General features: G+C 37.6%; 16 protein-coding genes. 11 read left to right on the top strand and 5 right to left on the bottom strand.

What is annotated here, in order from left to right:
* Window positions 1-62: 62 nt before the first annotated feature.
* On the bottom strand, window positions 63-1,418 hold the full coding sequence (locus tag ACQ5H4_RS03260) for an MATE family efflux transporter (protein ID WP_430773571.1): 1,356 nt from the start codon (window positions 1,416-1,418) through the stop codon (window positions 63-65).
* Window positions 1,419-1,516: 98 nt separating this feature from the next.
* Window positions 1,517-3,274: an alpha-glycosidase gene (locus ACQ5H4_RS03265; protein WP_430774043.1), complete on the bottom strand. Its 1,758-nt coding sequence runs from the start codon at window positions 3,272-3,274 to the stop codon at window positions 1,517-1,519.
* Window positions 3,275-3,625: 351 nt separating this feature from the next.
* Here ACQ5H4_RS03265 and ACQ5H4_RS03270 point away from each other — a divergent pair, with 351 nt between their 5' ends.
* From ACQ5H4_RS03270 to ACQ5H4_RS03290, 5 genes are all read left to right on the top strand, one after another.
* A complete protein-coding gene (locus ACQ5H4_RS03270; RefSeq protein ID WP_430773572.1) occupies window positions 3,626-4,909 on the top strand; it encodes an extracellular solute-binding protein in 1,284 nt (427 codons plus the stop codon).
* A gap of 119 nt (window positions 4,910-5,028) precedes the next feature.
* Complete coding sequence (locus ACQ5H4_RS03275; protein ID WP_430773573.1) at window positions 5,029-6,315, top strand: carbohydrate ABC transporter permease; 1,287 nt, start codon at window positions 5,029-5,031, stop codon at window positions 6,313-6,315.
* Between the two features lies 1 nt (window position 6,316).
* A complete protein-coding gene (locus tag ACQ5H4_RS03280) occupies window positions 6,317-7,159 on the top strand; it encodes a sugar ABC transporter permease (RefSeq protein WP_430773574.1) in 843 nt (280 codons plus the stop codon).
* 42 nt (window positions 7,160-7,201) lie between these two features.
* A complete protein-coding gene (locus ACQ5H4_RS03285; RefSeq protein ID WP_430773575.1) occupies window positions 7,202-8,743 on the top strand; it encodes an alpha-amylase family glycosyl hydrolase in 1,542 nt (513 codons plus the stop codon).
* A 113-nt stretch (window positions 8,744-8,856) separates the two neighbouring features.
* Window positions 8,857-9,918, top strand: a complete 1,062-nt coding sequence (locus ACQ5H4_RS03290; protein ID WP_430773576.1) for a LacI family DNA-binding transcriptional regulator — start codon at window positions 8,857-8,859, stop codon at window positions 9,916-9,918.
* A 19-nt stretch (window positions 9,919-9,937) separates the two neighbouring features.
* Here ACQ5H4_RS03290 and ACQ5H4_RS03295 read toward each other — a convergent pair whose 3' ends face one another.
* Window positions 9,938-10,801, bottom strand: coding sequence for an SDR family oxidoreductase (locus tag ACQ5H4_RS03295; protein ID WP_430773577.1), 864 nt, complete (start codon window positions 10,799-10,801; stop codon window positions 9,938-9,940).
* A gap of 184 nt (window positions 10,802-10,985) precedes the next feature.
* Between ACQ5H4_RS03295 and ACQ5H4_RS03300 the strand changes: the two genes are divergently transcribed.
* From ACQ5H4_RS03300 to fdhD, 5 genes are all read left to right on the top strand, one after another.
* A complete protein-coding gene (locus ACQ5H4_RS03300; protein WP_430773579.1) occupies window positions 10,986-11,945 on the top strand; it encodes an aldolase catalytic domain-containing protein in 960 nt (319 codons plus the stop codon).
* Between the two features lie 392 nt (window positions 11,946-12,337).
* Window positions 12,338-13,609, top strand: coding sequence for an L-lactate MFS transporter (locus ACQ5H4_RS03305; RefSeq protein ID WP_430773580.1), 1,272 nt, complete (start codon window positions 12,338-12,340; stop codon window positions 13,607-13,609).
* A 54-nt stretch (window positions 13,610-13,663) separates the two neighbouring features.
* Window positions 13,664-14,023: a Na-translocating system protein MpsC family protein gene (locus ACQ5H4_RS03310; RefSeq protein ID WP_119707198.1), complete on the top strand. Its 360-nt coding sequence runs from the start codon at window positions 13,664-13,666 to the stop codon at window positions 14,021-14,023.
* Between the two features lie 144 nt (window positions 14,024-14,167).
* Window positions 14,168-16,525, top strand: a complete 2,358-nt coding sequence (locus ACQ5H4_RS03315; protein WP_430773581.1) for an FdhF/YdeP family oxidoreductase — start codon at window positions 14,168-14,170, stop codon at window positions 16,523-16,525.
* A 19-nt stretch (window positions 16,526-16,544) separates the two neighbouring features.
* A complete protein-coding gene (fdhD, locus tag ACQ5H4_RS03320; RefSeq protein WP_430773582.1) occupies window positions 16,545-17,345 on the top strand; it encodes a formate dehydrogenase accessory sulfurtransferase FdhD in 801 nt (266 codons plus the stop codon).
* A 343-nt stretch (window positions 17,346-17,688) separates the two neighbouring features.
* Here fdhD and ACQ5H4_RS03325 read toward each other — a convergent pair whose 3' ends face one another.
* Both ACQ5H4_RS03325 and ACQ5H4_RS03330 read right to left on the bottom strand, forming a co-directional pair.
* The gene (locus tag ACQ5H4_RS03325; RefSeq protein ID WP_430773583.1) at window positions 17,689-18,687 is read right to left on the bottom strand and encodes a DUF3231 family protein; all 999 of its coding nucleotides are present in this window, start codon (window positions 18,685-18,687) and stop codon (window positions 17,689-17,691) included.
* 66 nt (window positions 18,688-18,753) lie between these two features.
* Window positions 18,754-19,650: a LysR family transcriptional regulator gene (locus ACQ5H4_RS03330; protein ID WP_430773584.1), complete on the bottom strand. Its 897-nt coding sequence runs from the start codon at window positions 19,648-19,650 to the stop codon at window positions 18,754-18,756.
* A gap of 204 nt (window positions 19,651-19,854) precedes the next feature.
* Between ACQ5H4_RS03330 and ACQ5H4_RS03335 the strand changes: the two genes are divergently transcribed.
* On the top strand, window positions 19,855-21,024 hold the full coding sequence (locus tag ACQ5H4_RS03335) for an MFS transporter (RefSeq protein ID WP_430773585.1): 1,170 nt from the start codon (window positions 19,855-19,857) through the stop codon (window positions 21,022-21,024).
* Window positions 21,025-21,036 lie beyond the last annotated feature (12 nt).

A 21,036-nucleotide genomic window follows, 5' to 3' on the forward strand; every position in this document is an offset into this window, starting at 1 on the left:
AAGGTACCCGAGAATAGAACCCTTTAACAAAAAGTGTGGGCATCTTCTGAATTTTGTTCTTTTTAAACTGCTTTCTCTTCTATAAAGGAATGGCGAACCCAAACTTTTGAGCGCCATCTCCAAAGCATGAGTAAGCCTCTCAGCCATTCATCCGCAATGAAAGCAATCCAAATGCCAACGAGACCAAGCCCAAAGGTGATTCCTAGTAAATAAGATAAGGTGACAGCCACCCCCCACATAGAAAGAATTCCCATATATACTGGGAATTTCACATCTCCCGTTGCTCTTAAAGAATTGATAATGACTAAGTTGAAAGAGCGGCCTGGTTCTAAAATGATCGTTAACAGAATCAACGTGCTACCCAGTGCAATGATGTCCTCATTGTTTGTAAATAACTTCATTAAATCTTTTGCAAAAAACGAGAAGAGTACGGCTGCGCTTAAGGAAATAATTATAGCTAGACGTAGACTTTTTAAGCATCGATGATACGCATCTTCGTACTTCTTTGCACCAATCATATAACCTATTAATATTTGTGTACCTTGACTTATCGCAATGCTAAAAAGGAAGATAAACATCATAAGATTTTGAGCGTATACTTTGGAAGTGAGTGCTTCCGTACCTAGTGTGGCAATAAAGAACGTAATGACCATCTGAGAAGCATTATAGGAAAGTTGCTCACCGGCGGAGGGAATACCAATTTTAAGCAAGTTTCTAACATGCACCTTCGGAAAACGGAACAGCAGGTGAAACGGCAGCTGAACAGGAATTCTTTTAATCATCACGATGATGGCTATAATCAAACCTATGAATCTACTAACAGTAGTTGAGATAGCTACTCCTTCCACGCCGAGAATCGGAAAACCAAAAGGACCAAAAATAAATAAGTAGTTCCCAATCACATTAATAATATTCATGCCAATTGTGATATACATAACATCTTTCGTAAATCCATAACTACGAATGACGGCACCAATTGTCATGATAAACGCTTGAACAAAAGAAAATCCTCCGACAATTAACAGGTAAGAGTTTGCTTCATCCAATAGTTCGGGAGGTAAATCCATCATTAATAAAATAGGTTTACTAAAGAGAAAAATTCCTATACTTAAAAGAATCCCAAAAACAAGATTTGCTCCAAGGGAAACGATTGAAATTTCTGCAGCTGTATTTTCCTGTTTCGCTCCTAAATTCTGTGTGACAAGAATAGCTGTTCCTGTTGCAACAAAACCAAACATTACGATGATTAGCGAAAGAACTTGGTTCGATACGCCAACAGCGGCAACGGACTCATCAGAGTATTGTGAGAGCATTAATGTATCTGCATTCCCCATAAGCATATACAATAAAATTTCAATAAAGATGGGCCATGTTAAAGCAACAAGGGTCATCTTTTGTGTTTTGCTTTTCGTGCTCATGACTAATTGACCCCCTAACATAATAAAAGGAAATAGTCTTAAGCAGAGTGCTTAAGACTATTTAGTAAACACTTCATTTTAACAGATGAAGTGTTAATTTAAAAGGAGATGATTTCAAAGCCAAAAGGAGCAACCGTAACTGAAAGTTGATCAGACTCAGCGGCAAATTCACTATTGTTTAATAAGTCTGTAAGTTTTCTCCCTTTTAAATGAAATGGCAAAGAATGCGTAGCCTCTTTGGACGTAGGGTTTAAAATAACGATAATTGCTTTGTTTCCATCCTTTTTGGAGTAGGCAATACACACTTCTTCATCGGAATTAGCAAGGAAGGAGAAGGTTCCTGAGTTTGCGAGAAGCTTTTCTTCTTTTCTTAGCTTAATTAATGTTTGGATATGTTGTCGCATCTCTTTATTCCAATTTTCTTCCTCCCACGGCATGCATTCTCTACAACCAGGGTCCATGACTCCACTTAAGCCAATTTCATCTCCATAATATATACAAGGTGTCCCGATAAATGTCATCATAAAGGTGTAGATGAGCTTCATTCTATCTGTGCTGTCCTTACATTCTGTCAAAATACGCGGTGTATCATGGCTTCCAACGAGGTTAAAAGCAGCTTCATTCACATTGCTAGGATACATTTGAATAACAGATGTCATGTTCTCGATAAATTGCTGCTTTGAAATCTGGTCTTTTGCAAAGAAATTTAATACATTTGTTAGGAATGGATAGTTCATCACTGCATCAAATTGGTCTCCCCGAAGCCAAGGCATCGAATCATGCCAAATTTCCCCTAGGATATATAGTTCAGGCTTGACTTCCTTAACCGCATGGCGGAAATCTCTCCAAAACTGATGGTCAATTTCATTCGCTACATCTAATCGCCATCCATCTATATCAAATTCTTGAACCCAGTACCTTCCAACCTCAAGCAAATATTGTTTTACTTCTTCGTTTTGTGTATTAAGTTTAGGCATCGTTTGCTCAAAGGCAAATGTAGAGTAGTTTGGAAGCTCGCCACCTTTTAATGGAAATTCCTTTGTGTGGAACCAGCTTGCATACTTTGATTTCTCTCCATTCTTAAGAACATCTTGAAAGGGAGGAAAGTGGTATCCACTATGATTAAACACAGCATCAAGCATCACCTTTATTCCATTTTTGTGACAAGTTTTTACAAGTTCCTTAAAGGTTTCCTTATCCCCAAACTGAGGATCAATTTCCATATAATCAATCGTATCGTATTTATGATTCGAATATGCCTTGAAAATAGGAGTAAAGTAAATTCCAGTGATCCCTAAATCAACTAAATAATCAATTTGCTCGATAATACCTTTAAAGTCCCCACCAAAAAAGTTCTTCGGTGATGGAGGTTCACTTGCCCAAGGAAGTGAACCTTCTGGATCATTGGTAAGATCACCATTGGCGAATCTTTCTGGGAATATTTGATACCAGACCGTATCTTTTACCCAGCTTGGAGCACGAAATACTTCGCTCGCATGAAGGAAGGGAAATGAGAAGTAATAGCCCGGATCTTCAGGAGCCTTCTCATAAAATCCTTTTTCTGTATATAAAATTGTTTCTTCTCCATTACTAATAAAGAAGCCGTAGCGAATTCGCTTGTAGGTAGGTTGTATGCTTAGAAGCCAGTAATCAAAAAGAGCGTCTGTTGCAACTTTCTCCATTTCTGTTTGCTGAGAAATCCAAGCACCATCTTTCCACTCATATTGATCACCGAATAAAAGCTTAACCGTTTGTACTTCTTCTTTACGAGTACGCAATTTTATATGTAATGTATGTTCATCAATGGGATATGCGTATTCATCTGTAGGACGATGATAGATAGAAGAACGAGTAATCATAATATTTTCCCCCTTTTGTGCAATCGATTGCATTTAATTCTACTTTCTTTACGTTAGCAGATATGTGAAAACCCTTCAACAAATACATGGCAAAACACTTATAAATTTTTTTCTTTGTATTTTATGTGAAAATAGTTGTCAAAATGAAAAAACTAGGTATAATAAAAAATATAGTTTGTGCAATCGTTTTCACAACTCTATGATTTCAGTTGAACATATAAGATCAATGAGTTACTTATTTTTAACTTATTGTGGCAACGTTTTCATAGAGTGCTGTTTTTGTAGATTTGTGCAATCGTTTGTACAGCTAGCAGAAAATAAAAACATACATTTTTGGAGGGGTCAATAATGAAAAAAGCATTTTCGCTTTTCATGATGATCATGTTAGTACTAGGAGTCCTTGCTGCATGTGGACCAAATCGTGAGGAAGGTACTTCAACAGAAAATGAAGGTGGCAAAACGGCTGGAGAAGAACCAGCAAAGCCAGAGAAATTAGTAGTATGGGAAGATACAGATAAAGAGGTTGCATTAGAGCCTGCTATCGAAGCTTTTGAAAAAGAATATGGCATTAAAGTTGAGTATAAAACATTAGGAATGGCAGACAAAATTCGTGACCAACTTCGTCTAGATGGACCAGCTGGAAATGCTCCAGACGTTGTAACACTGCCACATGACCAAATCGGTCAAGTAGTTGTTGAGGGATTAATCTCAGAAATTGAAGTAGATCAAGAAGTACTTGATACCTTCACTGAATCTTCAATCTCAGCTCAAATGTATGATGGAAAGCTTTATGGACTACCAAAAGCGACAGAAACACCAGTCTTTATTTACAACAAAGCGTTAATGGAAAAAGCTCCTGAATCTTTTGATGAGTTATATACTTTCTCAAAGGATTTTACTAAAGGCGATAATTACGGTTTCTTAGCTCTTTGGGATAACTATTACTTCGCTCATGGTATTATGGGTGGAAACGGTGCTTACGTATTTAAAGAAGAAAATGGTGCATTAAACCGCGATGATATCGGTCTAAATAACGAAGGTGCTGTAACAGGTGCTGAGTACATTCAACAATGGTATAAAGAAGGCCTTTTCCCTAAAGGAATCATCGGTGAATCTGGTGGATCAGCTATGGACGGGCTATTTAACGAAGGAAAAGTTGCTTCTGTTATGAATGGTCCTTGGGCATTCCAAGCAATGAAGGATGCTGGAATTGACTACGGTGTTGCACCGCTACCAACTTTACCAAATGGTGAAAATGTAAAAACATTTATGGGTGTTAAAGGATGGCATGTAACAGCATTCACGGAAAATCAATATTGGGCTACAAAGCTTGTTGAATTCTTAACAAATGAAGATAGTGCAAAAACGCGTTTTGAAACAACTGGGGAAATTCCACCAGTTAAAACTCTAATCGAGAATCCAATTATTGCTGATAACGAAGCAGCAAAAGCAGTAGCTGTTCAGTCTTCCTATGCGATTCCAATGCCAAATATTCCAGAAATGGCTGAGGTTTGGTCTCCAATGGCATCAGCATTACAACAAATTGCTACCCAAAAATCAGAGCCAAAGGCAGCTCTTGATTCGGCAGTAGATACGATTAAGAAGCAGATTGAGACGAACCACGCAAAATAATTTGTGCTACAATCGATAGGCAGTACCTTCGGTATTGCCTATCATTACATTCTTTTAGGCAAACGATTGCGCAACAAAAAATACATTCCTCCTCAAGTTAGAAAGGGGATAGAAGTCAAATGGAAGCGGAAAAAGTAGGAACAACAAAGCATGCAAAGACAGCTGCATTGCTTTCAATTGTCCCAGGATTAGGGCAATTTTATAATCGTCAGTTTTTAAAAGGAATCATCTTTCTTGTATTAGCAGCTTCATTCGGGATTGTGTTTGGCGACATATTAAACATGGGGTTTTGGGGATTGTTTACATTAGGTGAAATACCTAAAGTAGACCATTCGATCTTTCTTTTGATTGATGGAATTATCGCATTGATTGTTACAGTGCTAGGGTTAGGGGTGTATGCATTTAACCTTTACGATGCACACTCTAATGGGAAAAAACGTGATCTAGGTTTAAAACTAAATTCAGTTAGAGAACAATACCACAACTTAATTGACGGTGGTTTTCCATATTTAATGATTTCACCAGGGTTTTTGCTATTAATTTTTGTTGTAATCTTTCCGATTATTTTCGTCATCTTATTAGCATTTACAAACTACGATTTATACCATTCACCACCTGCTAAGTTAGTTGATTGGATTGGGATACAGAACTTTATAGATATTTTTAAAATTGATATCTGGCGTAATACGTTCTTTAAAGTATTAGGTTGGACAATTGTCTGGACTTTTGGTGCGACAACGTTCCAAATTGCTTTAGGGATGTTCCTTGCCATTATTGTTAATCAGAAAGATCTAAAAGGTAAAGCGATTATTCGTACGATATTAATTTTACCTTGGGCGGTACCAGCATTCGTATCCATTATGATTTTCTCTGGAATGTTTAATGAAACCTTCGGTGCAATAAATAAAATGATATTACCAGCTCTAGGGTTAGATCCGCAGCCATGGATGACAGAAGCCAACTGGACACGTCTAGCATTGATATTAATTCAAGGTTGGTTAGGTTTCCCATTCATCTTTGCAATGGTAACTGGTGTTCTTCAGTCGATTCCAGAGGACTTATATGAAGCAGCTACTGTAGACGGTGCTAATATTTGGCAAAAGTTCTCGAAGATTACTTTACCACTTGTCTTGTTTGCAACTGCACCAATCATGATTACACAATATACGTTCAACTTTAATAACTTCAATGTTATCTTCCTCTTTAACAACGGGGGACCAGCTGTGCCAGGGCAAACCGCATGGGGAACAGATATTCTAATATCATGGATCTATCGATTGACGATGACTTCAGCACAATATGGAAAAGCAGCAGCCATCACAATGATTCTATCCTTCATTATTATTGCAGTGGCTTTATGGCAATTTAGAAGAACAAAATCATTCCAAGAAGAGGATATGATGTAATATGAGTATGAAAAAGAATAAAATCATAAGACTTACACTGTCATATTTAGTCATTGCGGTCATGGCAGTTATTGTATTCTACCCATTGCTTTGGATTATTGGATCTTCGTTTAATCCTGGGAATAGTCTCTCGGGCTCGACGATGTTTCCAGAGAACCCAACACTAGCACACTATAAGCATCTGTTTGATGCTGACAAGAGTGACTATATTATGTGGTATAAAAATTCCTTGAAAATCAGTATTATCACCATGGTATTAACTGTTGCAAGTGTATCATTAACCGCATACTCATTCTCAAGGTATCGTTTTGTTGGTCGTAAGAATGGTCTAATCACATTCTTAATTCTACAAATGATTCCAAACTTTGCTGCATTAATTGCCATCTTTGTTTTAGCAAACCGTACAGGTTTAATTGATACACACTTAGGATTAATACTTGTGTATGTCGGTGGCCAAATTCCAATGAATACGTATTTAATGAAGGGATACTTAGATACGATTCCGAAAGAGCTTGATGAATCTGCAAAAATGGATGGGGCGGGACACTTAAGAATTTTCTTCCAAATTGTTATGCCACTTGCAAAGCCAATTTTAGCAGTAGTTGCTTTATTCTCATTTATTGCTCCTTTTGGTGACTTTATCTTAGCGCGAATTTTATTACGATCAGAAGATAAATTTACATTATTAGTTGGCCTATATGAACTAGTTGCGAAACAGTTCGGAAACGAATTTACAAAGTTTGCTGCAGGTTCTGTACTTATTGCTATACCAATCGCTGCATTATTCTTAGTTTTCCAAAGATATTTCGTTTCTGGTTTGACGGCTGGAGGAACAAAAGGATAATCTTGTAGGGAAGGATTTCTAACAGGAAAAGGAGGAGCGGAGATGAAAAAGAAAATACTTTCTTTCATCTTAATCCCGTTTCTTCTTTTTTACTCCCTACCGGTAGGTGCAGTGGAAAAAGAAGAGCGAAAATGGCAGGATGAGACTTTTTATTTTATTATGATCGATCGCTTTAATAATAGCGATTTCAGTAATGATTTTAAAGTAAATATGGAAGATCCCAAATCATATCATGGCGGTGACTTTCAAGGTATAATCGATCAATTGGATTATATTAAAGACATGGGGTTCACCGCTATTTGGCTTACCCCCATTTTTGATAATGCGGATAAGGGCTATCATGGATACTGGATTACTGACTTTTACAACACAGAAGAACATTTTGGCACGATAGAAAAGTTTAAAGAATTAGTAAATGAGGCGCATAAACGAGACATAAAGATCGTCCTTGACTTTGTTGTCAATCATGTTTCACCCGAACACGAGTGGCTGACAGACGGTGAGAAAAAGGATTGGTTTCATGAAAATAAAGAAATTTTAAATTGGGAAGATCAAGATGAGCTCAATAATGGCTGGATTTATGGATTACCTGATTTAAATACGGAAAACCAAGAAGTGTCTAATTATCTATTAGAGGCAGCAAAGTGGTGGATCACAGAAACAGATATCGATGGCTATCGACTGGATACGGTACGTCATGTACCAGTTGGATTTTGGGAAACATTTACTAAAGAGGTAAAAAGTGTTAAAGGTGATTTCTACTTACTCGGTGAGGTTTGGGACAATGACCCAAATTATATAGCCCAGTATGACAAAGCGGGGATTGATGGCTTTGTGGATTATCCCTTGAATGAACATTTACGTACTGCTTTTGCTAAGCCAGATCAATCTCTTTATTGGTTGTATACGACTGCGGATCGAAACAAAACCATTTACGAAGAACCTTATTTAATGGGTACTTTTATGGATAATCATGATACTCCGCGTTTTACAAGAGATGCGATACAAAACAATGAGCATCCTGGTCCTCGCTGGAAGCTGGCTCTTACTTACCTGTACACGACCCCTGGTATTCCGATTGTGTATTATGGTAGTGAGATTGCTCTAGATGGTGGAGAAGACTCTGATAACCGTAGACAAATGGATTTTCGAACAGATAAAGAATTGGTGGATTATATTTCTCAAATTGGAGCTGCTAGACAAACACTTCCGTCCTTAACCCGTGGTACATTCGATTTTCTATATGAAGAGAAGGGGATGGCTGTATATAAAAGGGAATATGATGGTGAAACCACTGTTGTAGCAATTAATAATACAACAAAAACACAAACCGTAACCATTACAGAAGGTCTTGAAAAGGATAAAGAACTTCGAGGAGTACTTAGTGATGATATTGTACGTGGAAAAGGTGAGGAATATACGCTCGTTCTCGACCGTGACCAAGCACAAATTTATATCTTAGGACAGAAAACAGGGTTGAATATTCCATATATAATTATAATGGGAGCTGTGTACGCAGCATTTATCATATTTATCTATTTGTTATGGAAAAGATCAAAAAGGAAAAAACTCCCGAATCAATGAAAAAAATATACTACAAAAGTATCGGATAGTTAGGGTAGAATATAGAATAAGTAAACCTGAATAATTATTAATACTATTCAGAAATGTAGTTATTAGGAAATGAGGTGGGTAAGATGGCTGTTACAATTAAAGATGTTGCTAAATTAGCAAAGGTCGCACCATCTACCGTATCACGTGTAATTGCAAATAATCCTCGAATAAGTGAAAAAACAAAGAAAAAAGTTAGAGAAGCCATGGATGAGTTAGGATACCATCCTAACTTTATTGCAAGAAGTTTAGCGAGTCAAAGCACACAGGCAATCGGTCTCGTCATGCCGAGCTCTACTGACGTAGTATTTCAGAATCCCTTTTTTCCAACAGTACTTAGAGGTCTTAGTGAAGGGGCGCATGAAAAACACTACGCGTTATATATGACAACAGGAAAGACTGACAACGAAATTCTTGACGGAGTTACGCAGATGGTCCAAGGTGGACGTGTTGACGGAGTGGTCTTACTTTATTCGAAAATTGAAGATAAAGTATTAATGTACTTGCAGGAAAGAGGCATTCCATTTGTAGTTATTGGTAAACCTTTTAAGCATGTGGAGGAAATTACTCATGTTGATAATGATAACTTCCGTGCAACAAAGGAAGTAACGGAATATCTTATTCAGCTTGGGCATGATCATATCGCTTTTGTCGGTGGAAACTTAAACCTAGTTGTTACGGTTGAACGATTGCTTGGTTACGAGAAGGCGCTTCGTGAAGCAGGAATCCCATTAAATGATAACTATATTGTACATGAAGAATTTTTAAGAGAAGGTGGACAAGAAGCAGTAAGGGAATTGCTTTCTTTAAAGGTTCCGCCAACTGCATTGGTTGTCGCGGATGATCTAATGGCCTTAGGGGTTCTTAATACATTAGATGAATTGGGAATTAAAGTACCTGAAGATATATCCATCATCAGTTTCAATAATGTACTAGTATCAGAGATGTCCAGGCCCCCTTTGACAAGCGTGGATATTAATATTTTTGATCTTGGGTTTGAGGCTGCTCGAAGCTTAATTCAAAAGATAGAAAACCCAAAAGAACCAATCAAGAGAATTATTATTCCACATCAAATTGTCAAACGTTTCTCTTGTTCATATCCAAATGAAGAAAGAGTATTCTTGCCTCAAAAAGGGACTTTCAGCTGAAAAGTCCCTTTTTGTATCTTTATCCATTGATGACTGTTCCACCATTAACGTGAATCATTTGACCACTAACATAAGAAGAGTCATTTGATGCGAGAAAAACATAACTCGCGGCAAGTTCATACGGCTGTCCGGCTCTTCCCATTGGTGTCGTAGATCCGAATTCTGCTACTTGTTCGGCTGGGAAGGTAGAAGGAATGAGAGGAGTCCAAATAGGTCCCGGTGCCACTCCATTTACTCGGATTCCATCTTTAGCAAGTGACTTTGAAAGAGATCTGGTAAAGGTAACAATGGCCCCTTTAGTAGCGGAATAGTCAAGTAGTTGCTCGTTTCCTTGATAGGCTGTTATGGAAGCTGTGTTAATAATAGAGCTCCCATTCTTAAGGTGGGGAAGAGCAGCCTTAGTTAAATAAAAATAAGAGAAGATATTTGTTCGGAATGTTCGTTCAAGCTGCTCTGACGTGATATCAAGCAAACTTTGTTGTGGATGCTGTTCGGCAGCGTTATTGACGATAATGTCAATTTTGCCAAATGCTTTGATCGTATCATCTACAATTTGATTACAAACCTCCTCATCACCAATATCTCCTGAGGCAAGAATACAGCGTCTGCCTTCTGCTTCAACTTGCTTTTTCGTGTCCTCAGCGTCCTTTGTTTCATTTAAATAGGAAATGACAACGTCAGCTCCTTCTTTTGCAAAATAGATGGCTACTGACTTCCCAATTCCACTATCACCACCCGTAATAATCGCTACTTTGTCTTTTAATTTATTGGAGCCTTCATACTGTTCTCTAACATGAATTGGAATGGGGTTCATTTCATCTTCAACACCGGGTTGATGATTTTGATGTTGAGGTGGAAAGGTTTGTTTGTTATTCTGAGACAAGCATATCCATCCTTTCAAATTGTTATTGTCATTTTTGTAGTATAGGGTAAATGTGGGGAATTATATGCAATCAGAACAATTCAGAATAGGAGAAAAATTTGACGGATTTATATGAATTATGATATAAGCAATAATATTAAAAATATTTTCTAATGAACGTAAACAATTGGAGGAAGTGACATTTATGGAACATCGTAGTAAGATTATAGACTGTACAATTCGAGATGGAGGCTTGGTCAATAATTGGGATTTTAGCGTTGAGTTTGTTCAGGACTTGTATAATGGTTTAAGTGAGGCTGGAGTTGAATATATGGAAATTGGATACAAAAATTCAGCCAGGCTACTGAACGTATCTGAGCCCAATCCCTGGAGATTTCTCGACGACAACTTCCTAAAAGAAATTATTCCAGAGAAAAAATTCACAAAGCTATCTGCTTTAGTGGATATTGGAAGAGTAGACCCTAATGACATCCTTCCTCGTGAGGAAAGTATCTTGGATATGATCCGAGTAGCGTGCTATGTTCGTGAAGTGGATAAAGGATTGGAACTTGTACAAATGTTCCATGATTTAGGCTATGAGACTTCACTCAACATTATGGCGTTATCTAGTGTACCAGAGCAACAGCTTATAAAAGCGTTTGAGTTGGTGAAAGAGAGCCCAGTAGATGTGGTATATATCGTTGACTCATTCGGAAGCTTAGATCCTAGAGATATTGAGCACCAAGTGAAAAAATTCCAAGCACTGATTCCTAACAAACAGCTAGGAATTCATACTCATAACAATATGCAACTGGCATTTGCCAATACGTTAACTGCATTTCAAAATGGGGTTACGTTCCTTGATTCATCTGTTTATGGCATGGGACGTGCAGCGGGTAACTGCAACACAGAGCTTCTCGTTAGCTATATTCAAAAACCAAGCTATGAGCTTAAACCAGTTCTTGGCGTTATCGAAAAGCATATGTTAGACATGCGTAAAAAGTGGGAATGGGGCTATATCATCCCTTATATGATCTCTGGTGTTCTCAATGAGCATCCACGTATTGCGATGGCATACCGTGATAGTTCAGATAGAGATAAATTTGTAGAATTCTATGACAAAGTAACGACACCTGAAGCTACTATGGTATTAGAGTCAAAGTAATAAATATATTGAAATTTTTAAAAAAGGCCGATACTGGCCTTTTTTTATTCTCCTTGAAATTTATAAGTTTTATCACTATTATCAAAACAAAAAAGTGAAAAACTATTGTCATGGATGCGCTTTCGTGATAAGTTTAAAAGGTCATATGTGACATATTTGTGAACAATAATAATTATGTTTTTGATACGAAAACAGCGACCCTGTTGATCGGTTGAAAATCTTAATTTATTTCGTTTTATGACAGTTGGTACTTAGCAGCGCTCCTGTATAAGGCAAACCGTTGTAATGATTCAGGTGAAGGTTCCTTATATAGGAGTCTAAATTTGGATTAATTACAACGGTTTTTTTGTTTTCTACGGGAGCATCTATGCATTGATGTAGGGGGAAAACAAATGAAAGCAACTAAAAATCGTTGGCTTATTGCATTATCAGCAGTTGGAATACATATTTCCATTGGTTCGGTATATGCATGGAGTAATTTTACCGCTCCCTTAAAGGACATGTTTGGGTGGTCGGATTCAGAGGTAGCACTTACTTTCAGTATTGCTATCTTATTTTTAGGTCTCTCAGCTGCATTTTTGGGACATTTTGTAGAAAAGTATGGTCCTAGAAAAGCAGGATTACTAGCAGCCATTTTCTTTGGAATTGGTATTACTGGTTCCGGTTTAGCAGTGGATTTTGGTTCAAAGTATATGCTTTATGTGTGTTACGGAGCACTAGGTGGAATTGGACTTGGAGTTGGTTACATCGCACCTGTTTCTACTCTAGTAAAATGGTTTCCTGATCGAAGAGGTTTAGCCACTGGCCTTGCTATCATGGGGTTTGGGTTTGCAGCAGCCATTTCAAGCCCAATTATGAACTCATTGATTGAAACTGTAGGTGTAGCGAATACATTTTATATTTTAGGTGTATCATACTTTGCTATTATGACTCTTTCTTCATTATATTTAGAGAAGCCGGCTGAAGGTTGGTTACCCGAAGGTTTTCAAGCAAAAATTGAAAGTGGGAAGGCAAAGCCAGCAATGGAATTATCACAGTTAACGGCGAATGAAGCAGTTAAAACGAAGCGCTTTTGGTATTTATGGCTCATGCTATTTATCAATATCACTTGCGGAATTGCGATCTTAGCGGTAGCGAAACCACTAGCAATGGAAAGCATCGGCATTGATATGGCAGCGGCCGCAGCATTGGTTGGGGCAATAGGTATTTTTAATGGCTTAGGTCGTATTGGCTGGGCTTCCTTATCTGATTATATTGGACGTCCAAATACCTATACAGCCTTTTTTGTTCTACAAATTGTCATGTTTTTCTTTTTACCACAAGTGTCCATTCAGTGGTTATTCATGGCCATGCTCATTGTCGTGTATACATGCTATGGAGGTGGATTTGCTTCTATCCCAGCATATATTGGAGATATGTTTGGGACGAAGCAACTTGGGGCTATACATGGTTATATTCTAACAGCATGGGCAGTAGCTGGATTAGTTGGTCCTTTATTCGCGGCATGGATTAAGGATACTACTGGCAGCTACGCAGGAAGTTTAACCTTCTTTTCCGGATTATTTGTAGTAGCTTTAGTTATTTCTATTTTAATAAGATTTGATATAAATAGATTAAAAGCAGAGAATGCCGGAAAGTTAGGCCGTTCTAAAGAAGCAGTATAATATCTAACAAAAATAGTGTAAGATAGGGAAAAAACGGTAAGTGAGTTGAAACGAGTGAATAAGTACGAAGCTGAGTTTAGCAATATTGTTCGAGCCTTTCGTAAAAAGCATATGGGAAAAGGTCCAAGTCAAGTTCGAACCACTTTCTCAAAAAACTGGGCCATCTGTGAACTGGAGGGGAATCTATCCCCTATTGAAAAATTCATTGCCACAGCAGAAGATGGGCGCCAAATGCTTCGCTCTGCCCGTACAGAAATGGTGAAGGAGATTTATAAAAAAAATCATCCTACAGAGATGGAAGAATTGCTTGGCACAAAATTCGTCCGTGTGTTTGTAGATATCGATATTGAGTTAGACATAGGTATGTCGATCTTTGTATTTGAAGATAACATTGAAGAGAAATTTAATATGTAATAACTGTTGCAAGCAGATTTATTTTGTTGGAACTTGGCAGCGCACCTGTTAAAGACTAACCACCTGAAGTTTCGTCCTAATAAAAAGGAAGGATTTCTTCTGGTGGTTTTTTATATGAAAAAAGTGTAAATGGAGGAATAAATTATGGGGAAAACAAAACATCCAGGACCACAAAAGAAAGCCTTACTACCCGCACCGAAGTACTGGGTTAGTCCCATCCCATTTGGATTAGGAAAGATTAAACCAAAACATATCCGCGATACGATGAAGGTCGCTTATGATAATAAAGACAATTTAGGTTATGCCACTCGAATCATTACAGAGGGCGTATGTGACGGTTGTGCGCTTGGAGTATCTGGCTTGTACGACCAAACCTTAACCGGTCCACATCTGTGTACGACCCGTTTAAATGTTCTAAGACTAAACACCATGCCAGCAATTAAACGAGAGATTCTTCATGCAGATATTGACGAACTTAAAAAATATGATAGTACAGAACTTCGGAAACTTGGTCGTATCCCATATCCAATGATTCGTCGCAAAGGTGAGCGTAAGTTTTCTCGCATTACATGGGATGATGCGATGAATATGATTGCCGGAAAGATGAAAAAGCTAAATCCTAAGCAATATGCTTTCTACTTAACATCACGTGGAATTACCAATGAAAACTATTATGTCGCGGCTAAAGTTTCACGCTTTTTAGGAGCGAACAATATTGATAATGCTTCAAGAATTTGTCACTCTCCAAGTAAAACGGCATTAAAACGGTCAATTGGTGTAGGAGCATCCACTTCGAACTATTTAGATTGGATTGGTACAGATGTACTTCTATTCTGGGGTAGCGTGGCATCAAATGCTTCACCAGTTTCATCTAAGTACATGCTAGAAGCGAAGAAAAAGGGTACAAAAATCATTGTTATAAATCCATACCGTGAACCAGCCATGGAAAATTATTGGATTCCTTCCAATCCAGAATCAGCTCTTTTTGGAACCAAGTTAGCAGATGATTTCTATCAAGTTAATATCGGCGGAGATATTGCGTTTATGCATGGAATTATGAAGCATTGGTTTGATATGGAAGCGGAGCAACATGGTTCGGCAATTAATCATCAGTTTGTACAAGAACATGTGAATGGTTACGAAGAACTTAAAGCAAAGGTACAAGAGCAAACATGGGAACATATTATAGAATCATCAGGTGTAACAAAAGAGCGTATCATCGAGCTTGCTGAAATTTTAGCAAAAGCAAAAAATGCTGTCTTTGCCTGGGCTCTTGGTTTAACGATGCATTCATTTGCAACAGACAATATCTCCCAAGTTGCTAATCTAGCATTATTACGTGGTTTCCTAGGCCGCAAGCACTCTGGTTTAATGCCGTTTCGTGGTCACTCCTCTGTACAAGGTTCTGGGGAAATGGGAGCAGATCCCTTTGTCTTACCAGGTGGGGATTTTTACGGTGAGAATATTGAACGGATTGAAAAGCTATGGGGCTTTAAACTTCCGCGATGGCAGGGAGATATAGTTGGTGTCACTCTTGAAAATATTATGCTTTCAGAAGACCATGAGAGAAAGGTGAAGTTATATTATTTAAGTGGTGGTAACTTCTTAGAAACCATGCCTGATCCGATATTCGTAGAGAAAGCATTATCTCAATTAGATATTCGTGTCCACCAAGATATTATTTTAAACACTTCTACTCTAGTAGATGCACAAGAAGCGGTTATCGTGTTACCGGCTAAAACAAGATATGAGCAGGAAGGTGGCGGAACGTCAACTTCCACTGAAAGAATGGTCTATTTTTCTCCTGAAATCGAAGGAAATAAGAACCGGATTGAAGAAGCTCGTGAAGAATGGAAAATCTACATTGATCTGGCAAAACGTGTAAATCCTACAATGGCACATCAGGTGGATTTTAAAGATGCACAGGCGATCCGCGACGAGATCGCATTAGCGAATCCAAATTACGACGGTATCCAGCACCTAAAGAAAAAAGGTGATGTGTTCCAATGGGGCGGAGCATGGCTATGTGAAGATGGAATCTGTCCAACTCCAGATGGGAAAGGGACATTAATTACAGTCGATATCCCAAATATGGGTAAAAAAGAAGGACAGTTTTTACTAACGACTCGCCGTGGAAAGCAATTCAATTCCATGGTGTTTAGTGAAAAAGATCCGTTGAATGGATCTGACCGTTATGATGTCTTGATTAATGCGGAAGAAGCTCGTTTGCATAGGATTGCAGATGGAGAAGGGATTGTTGTCTATAATCAGCACGGAGTGTTCCAAGGGCGTGCAAAGCATGCTGATATCACAACAGGGAACCTTGGTGTTCACTTCCCTGAAGGAAACTTCTTATTACCCAAAGGAAAATATGAAAAATTTGCTGGTATTCCAGATTATAATATTGCGGTAAAAGTAGAGAAAGCAGAACGTTTTAATGCTCGTAAAGATACACAATACCTGGAGAAACCAATTCCAGATCTAGAGACGGATGTAAGCTAATATTTAGGAGGGTACAGAAATGGACAATGAAATAGATGAAGTGACCACCACTAGAAGCATCATGAGATTTGACGGCAAGGACTTCTATGAACAAGAGGAGACAATAGCTGTTGAATTCCCGCTAACGGTGATGTTGGATGGTCAGGAATTTGCTACCATGGTCTGTACCCCTGCTAATATGGAAGAACTCGTTGTCGGTTTTTTAGCTTCAGAAGGTGTCATTCGAAAGTATGATGAGATTCAATCGTTAACAATTGACGACTCTAAAGGGTTTGCATATGTGGAGCTAGTGACTAAGAAGGAAATACAAAACCACCATCACTCCAAACGCTTTATTGGTTCATGCTGTGGGAAAGGACGTCAGTTTTACTTTTACAATGATATGAAAACGGCAAAAACAGTCATGAGTAAGACAACTATAACTGGCCAAGACTGTCAGAGGTTGATGAAGCTTATGCAAGAAAGTTCATCTCACTTTCAACAAACGGGCGGCGTGCACAATTCGGCTTTGTGTTCAAAAGAAGGGATTATAGTTTCTCGGACGGATATTGGTCGCCACAATGCTTTAGACAAAATTTTTGGATATTGCTTAATCAATCGCATTCCGTTGAAAGACAAGATTATTGTATTTAGTGGACGAATTTCTTCAGAGGTATTGTTGAAGGCAGCAAAAATTGGAGTTGGAATTGTATTATCAAAATCAGCTCCTACAAACCTAGCACTTGATTTGGCTGAAGAACTAGGTATTACAGCTGTTGGATTCATTCGCGGTCAAGGGTTTAATGTATACACACATCAAGAACGTATTTTAGGTGGATAAGATGAGAAGGCACGGTAGCCAATAGTTACCGTGCGTATTTTTGTTTAACGTTTCATGAATTTTGGTTATAAATTATCGATAATAATCGGCTTTTTTAATGTTGCTCATCTAAAGCCAACTTTAATCCAAATCCAATTAATACAAGACCCGTAACTTTATCCATGATCCTTTGTACTTTTGGAGACATAAGCAGCCATTCACGTAAATTTTAATATCCTGTTAACTAAACTGGAGAATTCTTCCGAAATGAACGATCACCTTTTCTTATTTACTAAAGGGAGTTTAATCGAGATATGATTTCTGGAATATAAAAATGCCCGACTGATTAAGAGGGGCATGTGAATTATATTTCTTTTGAAATTTCTTTTCTATTAGGTGCGAGTGGAGGTTGTTCTAACCATTTGTTTTTTACCATAACATCAAACCAATTTTTTGTAACCACAAGGTTTTGTAAAATAATTGTCTCATAAGTGGTCACGAGGTCTGTTCGCATGGATGCTGCAAGGCCTGCGCCATGATAATTTTGTGCAGCTTGAAACAAAAAACCCATATGATACATTAATAACTTATCAGAAAATGGAGAGTCTGTTGAAATGGTTATTTCTGTTTCCAAAGATTTAGGAACTGGTAAATTGTCAGCTTGCAGTATTTTTGCAAATGCTTTTATTTGATCATCAGCAGTCTTCTCAGATTCACTTAAAAATTGTCTAACCTCTTGCGATTGAGCCACTTGGCTGAATGCAATAGAAAGGGTTTTAGCCATAATACTTTTTTTTAGATTTAAAGATATACTGATGATTTCAGTCGCTGCAAGAGTTCTACCCTTTCCAAAAAAGCCATCTTTAAAATCTTTACTTGAAATATATTCAGGATGTTCATATGCATAAAATATTGGGTCTCTCTGAAAAAGTCCTTTTTCCAGCAATAACTCTATAGTTTGATGATACATCCTTTTCGCTTCGTTATCGCATGAGTCGTAAAAATCCCTTAAATCTTTTCTTACAGAAATGCATAATGAAGTGCTATGTCCTAATAAACCATGTAAAGTCATTATGTGTAAATAGTTTAAGCAGAATGCATCTGAAAACAATCTCTCTTTTCCTGAATACAGGTCAGTCTCATTAAATCCAACCGGAACGGGAAATCCTTCATTTTCAATATAAGTCTTTATTTGTTCCTTTTGTTTTTCGAATGTCTGGATTGCATCTTTGAATACCGCTTTTATTTCTTCATCTTCAATAATTGAATACATATATGTAATTACTACATGTGTCGCTGTTCCGGTTACATACTCCCCCCATAATGAACCTATTTCAGAGGAAGTAAGTTTCAACTTTTCCATATCTTCACCTCCCAAGTATTATTTCCAATTTCAATAGAAAGTATGTTTTCTCAAGGTTTTTATTTGTTATACTATTGTAAACTTCGTCTGAATTTCTTTTAAAAACATCTCAGCAGCAGCGGAAAATACCTGATGCTTTTTCCAAACGATATTCAAGCCAGATTCAAGTCTTGGCTTTAGAGGTCTAAAACAAAGGTTACTATCACTAGATGTATTCACTATTTTATCAAGGGTTATGGCATAACCAATGCCCTCTTCAACCATAAGGGAAGCATTAAATGCAAGATTGTATGTAGTCACAACGTTTAATTTTTCAAAATCTTCACCAAACCAATCCGCAAATTCATTTTTAGAAAATGTCTGTTTAATAGCCTGTCTTGAACAAATTAGAGGTACATTAAATAGATCCACTGCTTGAATGGTATCTTTGAAAGCAAGCGGACTGTCTTTCCTCATAACAACGCCCCAAACATCTTTGGCAGGGATATTGATATAATTGTATTTTGATAAATCCGCTGGTTGAATTAAAATACCAAAGTCAAGCAATCCCTTGTCAAGCCGTTCAGTCACATCTTCTTCGTTTCCGCTGTAGAGGTGATACCGTATATTTGGATAACCTAATTGTAAATCTTTTACTACCCGTGCGATCTGTCTCATGGCATCTGTTTCCCCGCCACCTATATAAACATCACCACTAATTGTTTCTTCCATGGAACTAAATTCAGCCCCTAATTTATCGACCATATCTATGATTTCTTCTGCTCTCTTTCGCAGGAGCATTCCTTCATCTGTGAGAATGATACTGTGACTACTTCGAATAAATAGTTTTTTCCCTAACTCTTGTTCAAGATCCTTTATTTGTCTGGACAAGGTTGGCTGTGTGACATGTAAAAAATCAGCAGCAGCCGTCATGCTTCCTTCTCTTGCGACAGTAAGGAAATATCGCAAAACTCTTAATTCCATTCTTTACTCCTCCTTTATCATGTTTTAGTATATACATTCTAGAAATGCCTATCAAGCATATCACGATATATGATATAAGTATTAGCTATATGGGGTGTGGCGCGCTAGAATAAGGAACAAGGGTAGGGATCATCGCCAAATACGAATCAAGTAGTATGAAAGGGTGAATAAACAAGGGAAATAGTATCGGAAGGAGTTGTTACTTTGGCTAAACAAAATAATTTGTTAATTTTCATATTAACTATTGGAGTATTCGGTATCTTAAATACTGAAATGGAAGTTATCGGTATACTGCCTTCCCTTGCTGAACATTTTAATGTTAGTGTATCAAAAGCAGGGTTGCTGGTGAGTCTTTTTGCCCTTGTGATTGCAGTATCTGGTCCTACGATGCCATTACTTTTTTCAGGTATCAATCGGAAGAAGGTTATGTTACTCGTACTTGGTGTTTTCGTTGTAGGGAATATTGTTTCTATATTTACAACTAACTTCAGCATTGCATTAATTGCTCGTGTGATACCAGCCCTTTTTCATCCCATTTATTGTTCATTGGCTTTTTCAGTGGCTGCTGCCTCAGTTAGCAAAGAAGAAGCTCCTAAAGCTGTTTCTAAAGTATTTATAGGTGTATCCGCTGGTATGGTAGTTGGCGTACCAATCGCTAGTTTTATTGCCAGTACAATTTCTTTACAAATGGCGATGGTATTCTTTGCTGTTGTAAATGCTATTGCATTCTTTGCTACCTTGCTATTTGTACCATCTATGCCTGTAACTGAAAAACTATCTTATGGAGCAAAATTATCTGTATTAAAAAAATTCGTTACTTGGCAGTCCATTGTAGCAGTCATTTTTCTGAACTCAGCCATATTCGGGGTTTATAGTTATTTGGCTGAGTATTTAAAAACGGTTACGAATATGTCTTCGAATACAATTACGATTATGTTATTTGTATTCGGTGGCGCCAATATTATTGGGAATGTTTTGGCAGGGAAGTTACTTACTAAAAATGCCTTAAGTTCTGTAGTGTTATTTCCTTTCGTATTAGGAGCAGTTTATATCTTATTATTCCTTTTTGGACATTTATCCGTACCTATGGCGATCATTACTTTATTCTGGGGAATCTTAGCAGGAGTAGGAGGAAATATCAATCAATATTGGATTATGTCTTCAGCTCCCGAAGCACCTGATTTCGCTAATGGATTATTTTTAACATCGGCTAATCTAGGAACAACAATTGGAGCAGCTATAGGTGGATTGTTTATATCAAGTATGGGTACAGAATACGTTGTATTAGTGGGAATCCTATCTTTGGTACTAGGTTCCGTATCTATTTTTCTAAGAAACTATATGTACAGCCCCACAAAACAAGTCTCGATATAATCAAAGAAAGAG

The sequence above is a fragment of the Bacillus coreaensis genome (genome assembly GCF_050586445.1).
GTDB lineage: Bacteria > Bacillota > Bacilli > Bacillales > Cytobacillaceae > Robertmurraya_A > Robertmurraya_A coreaensis.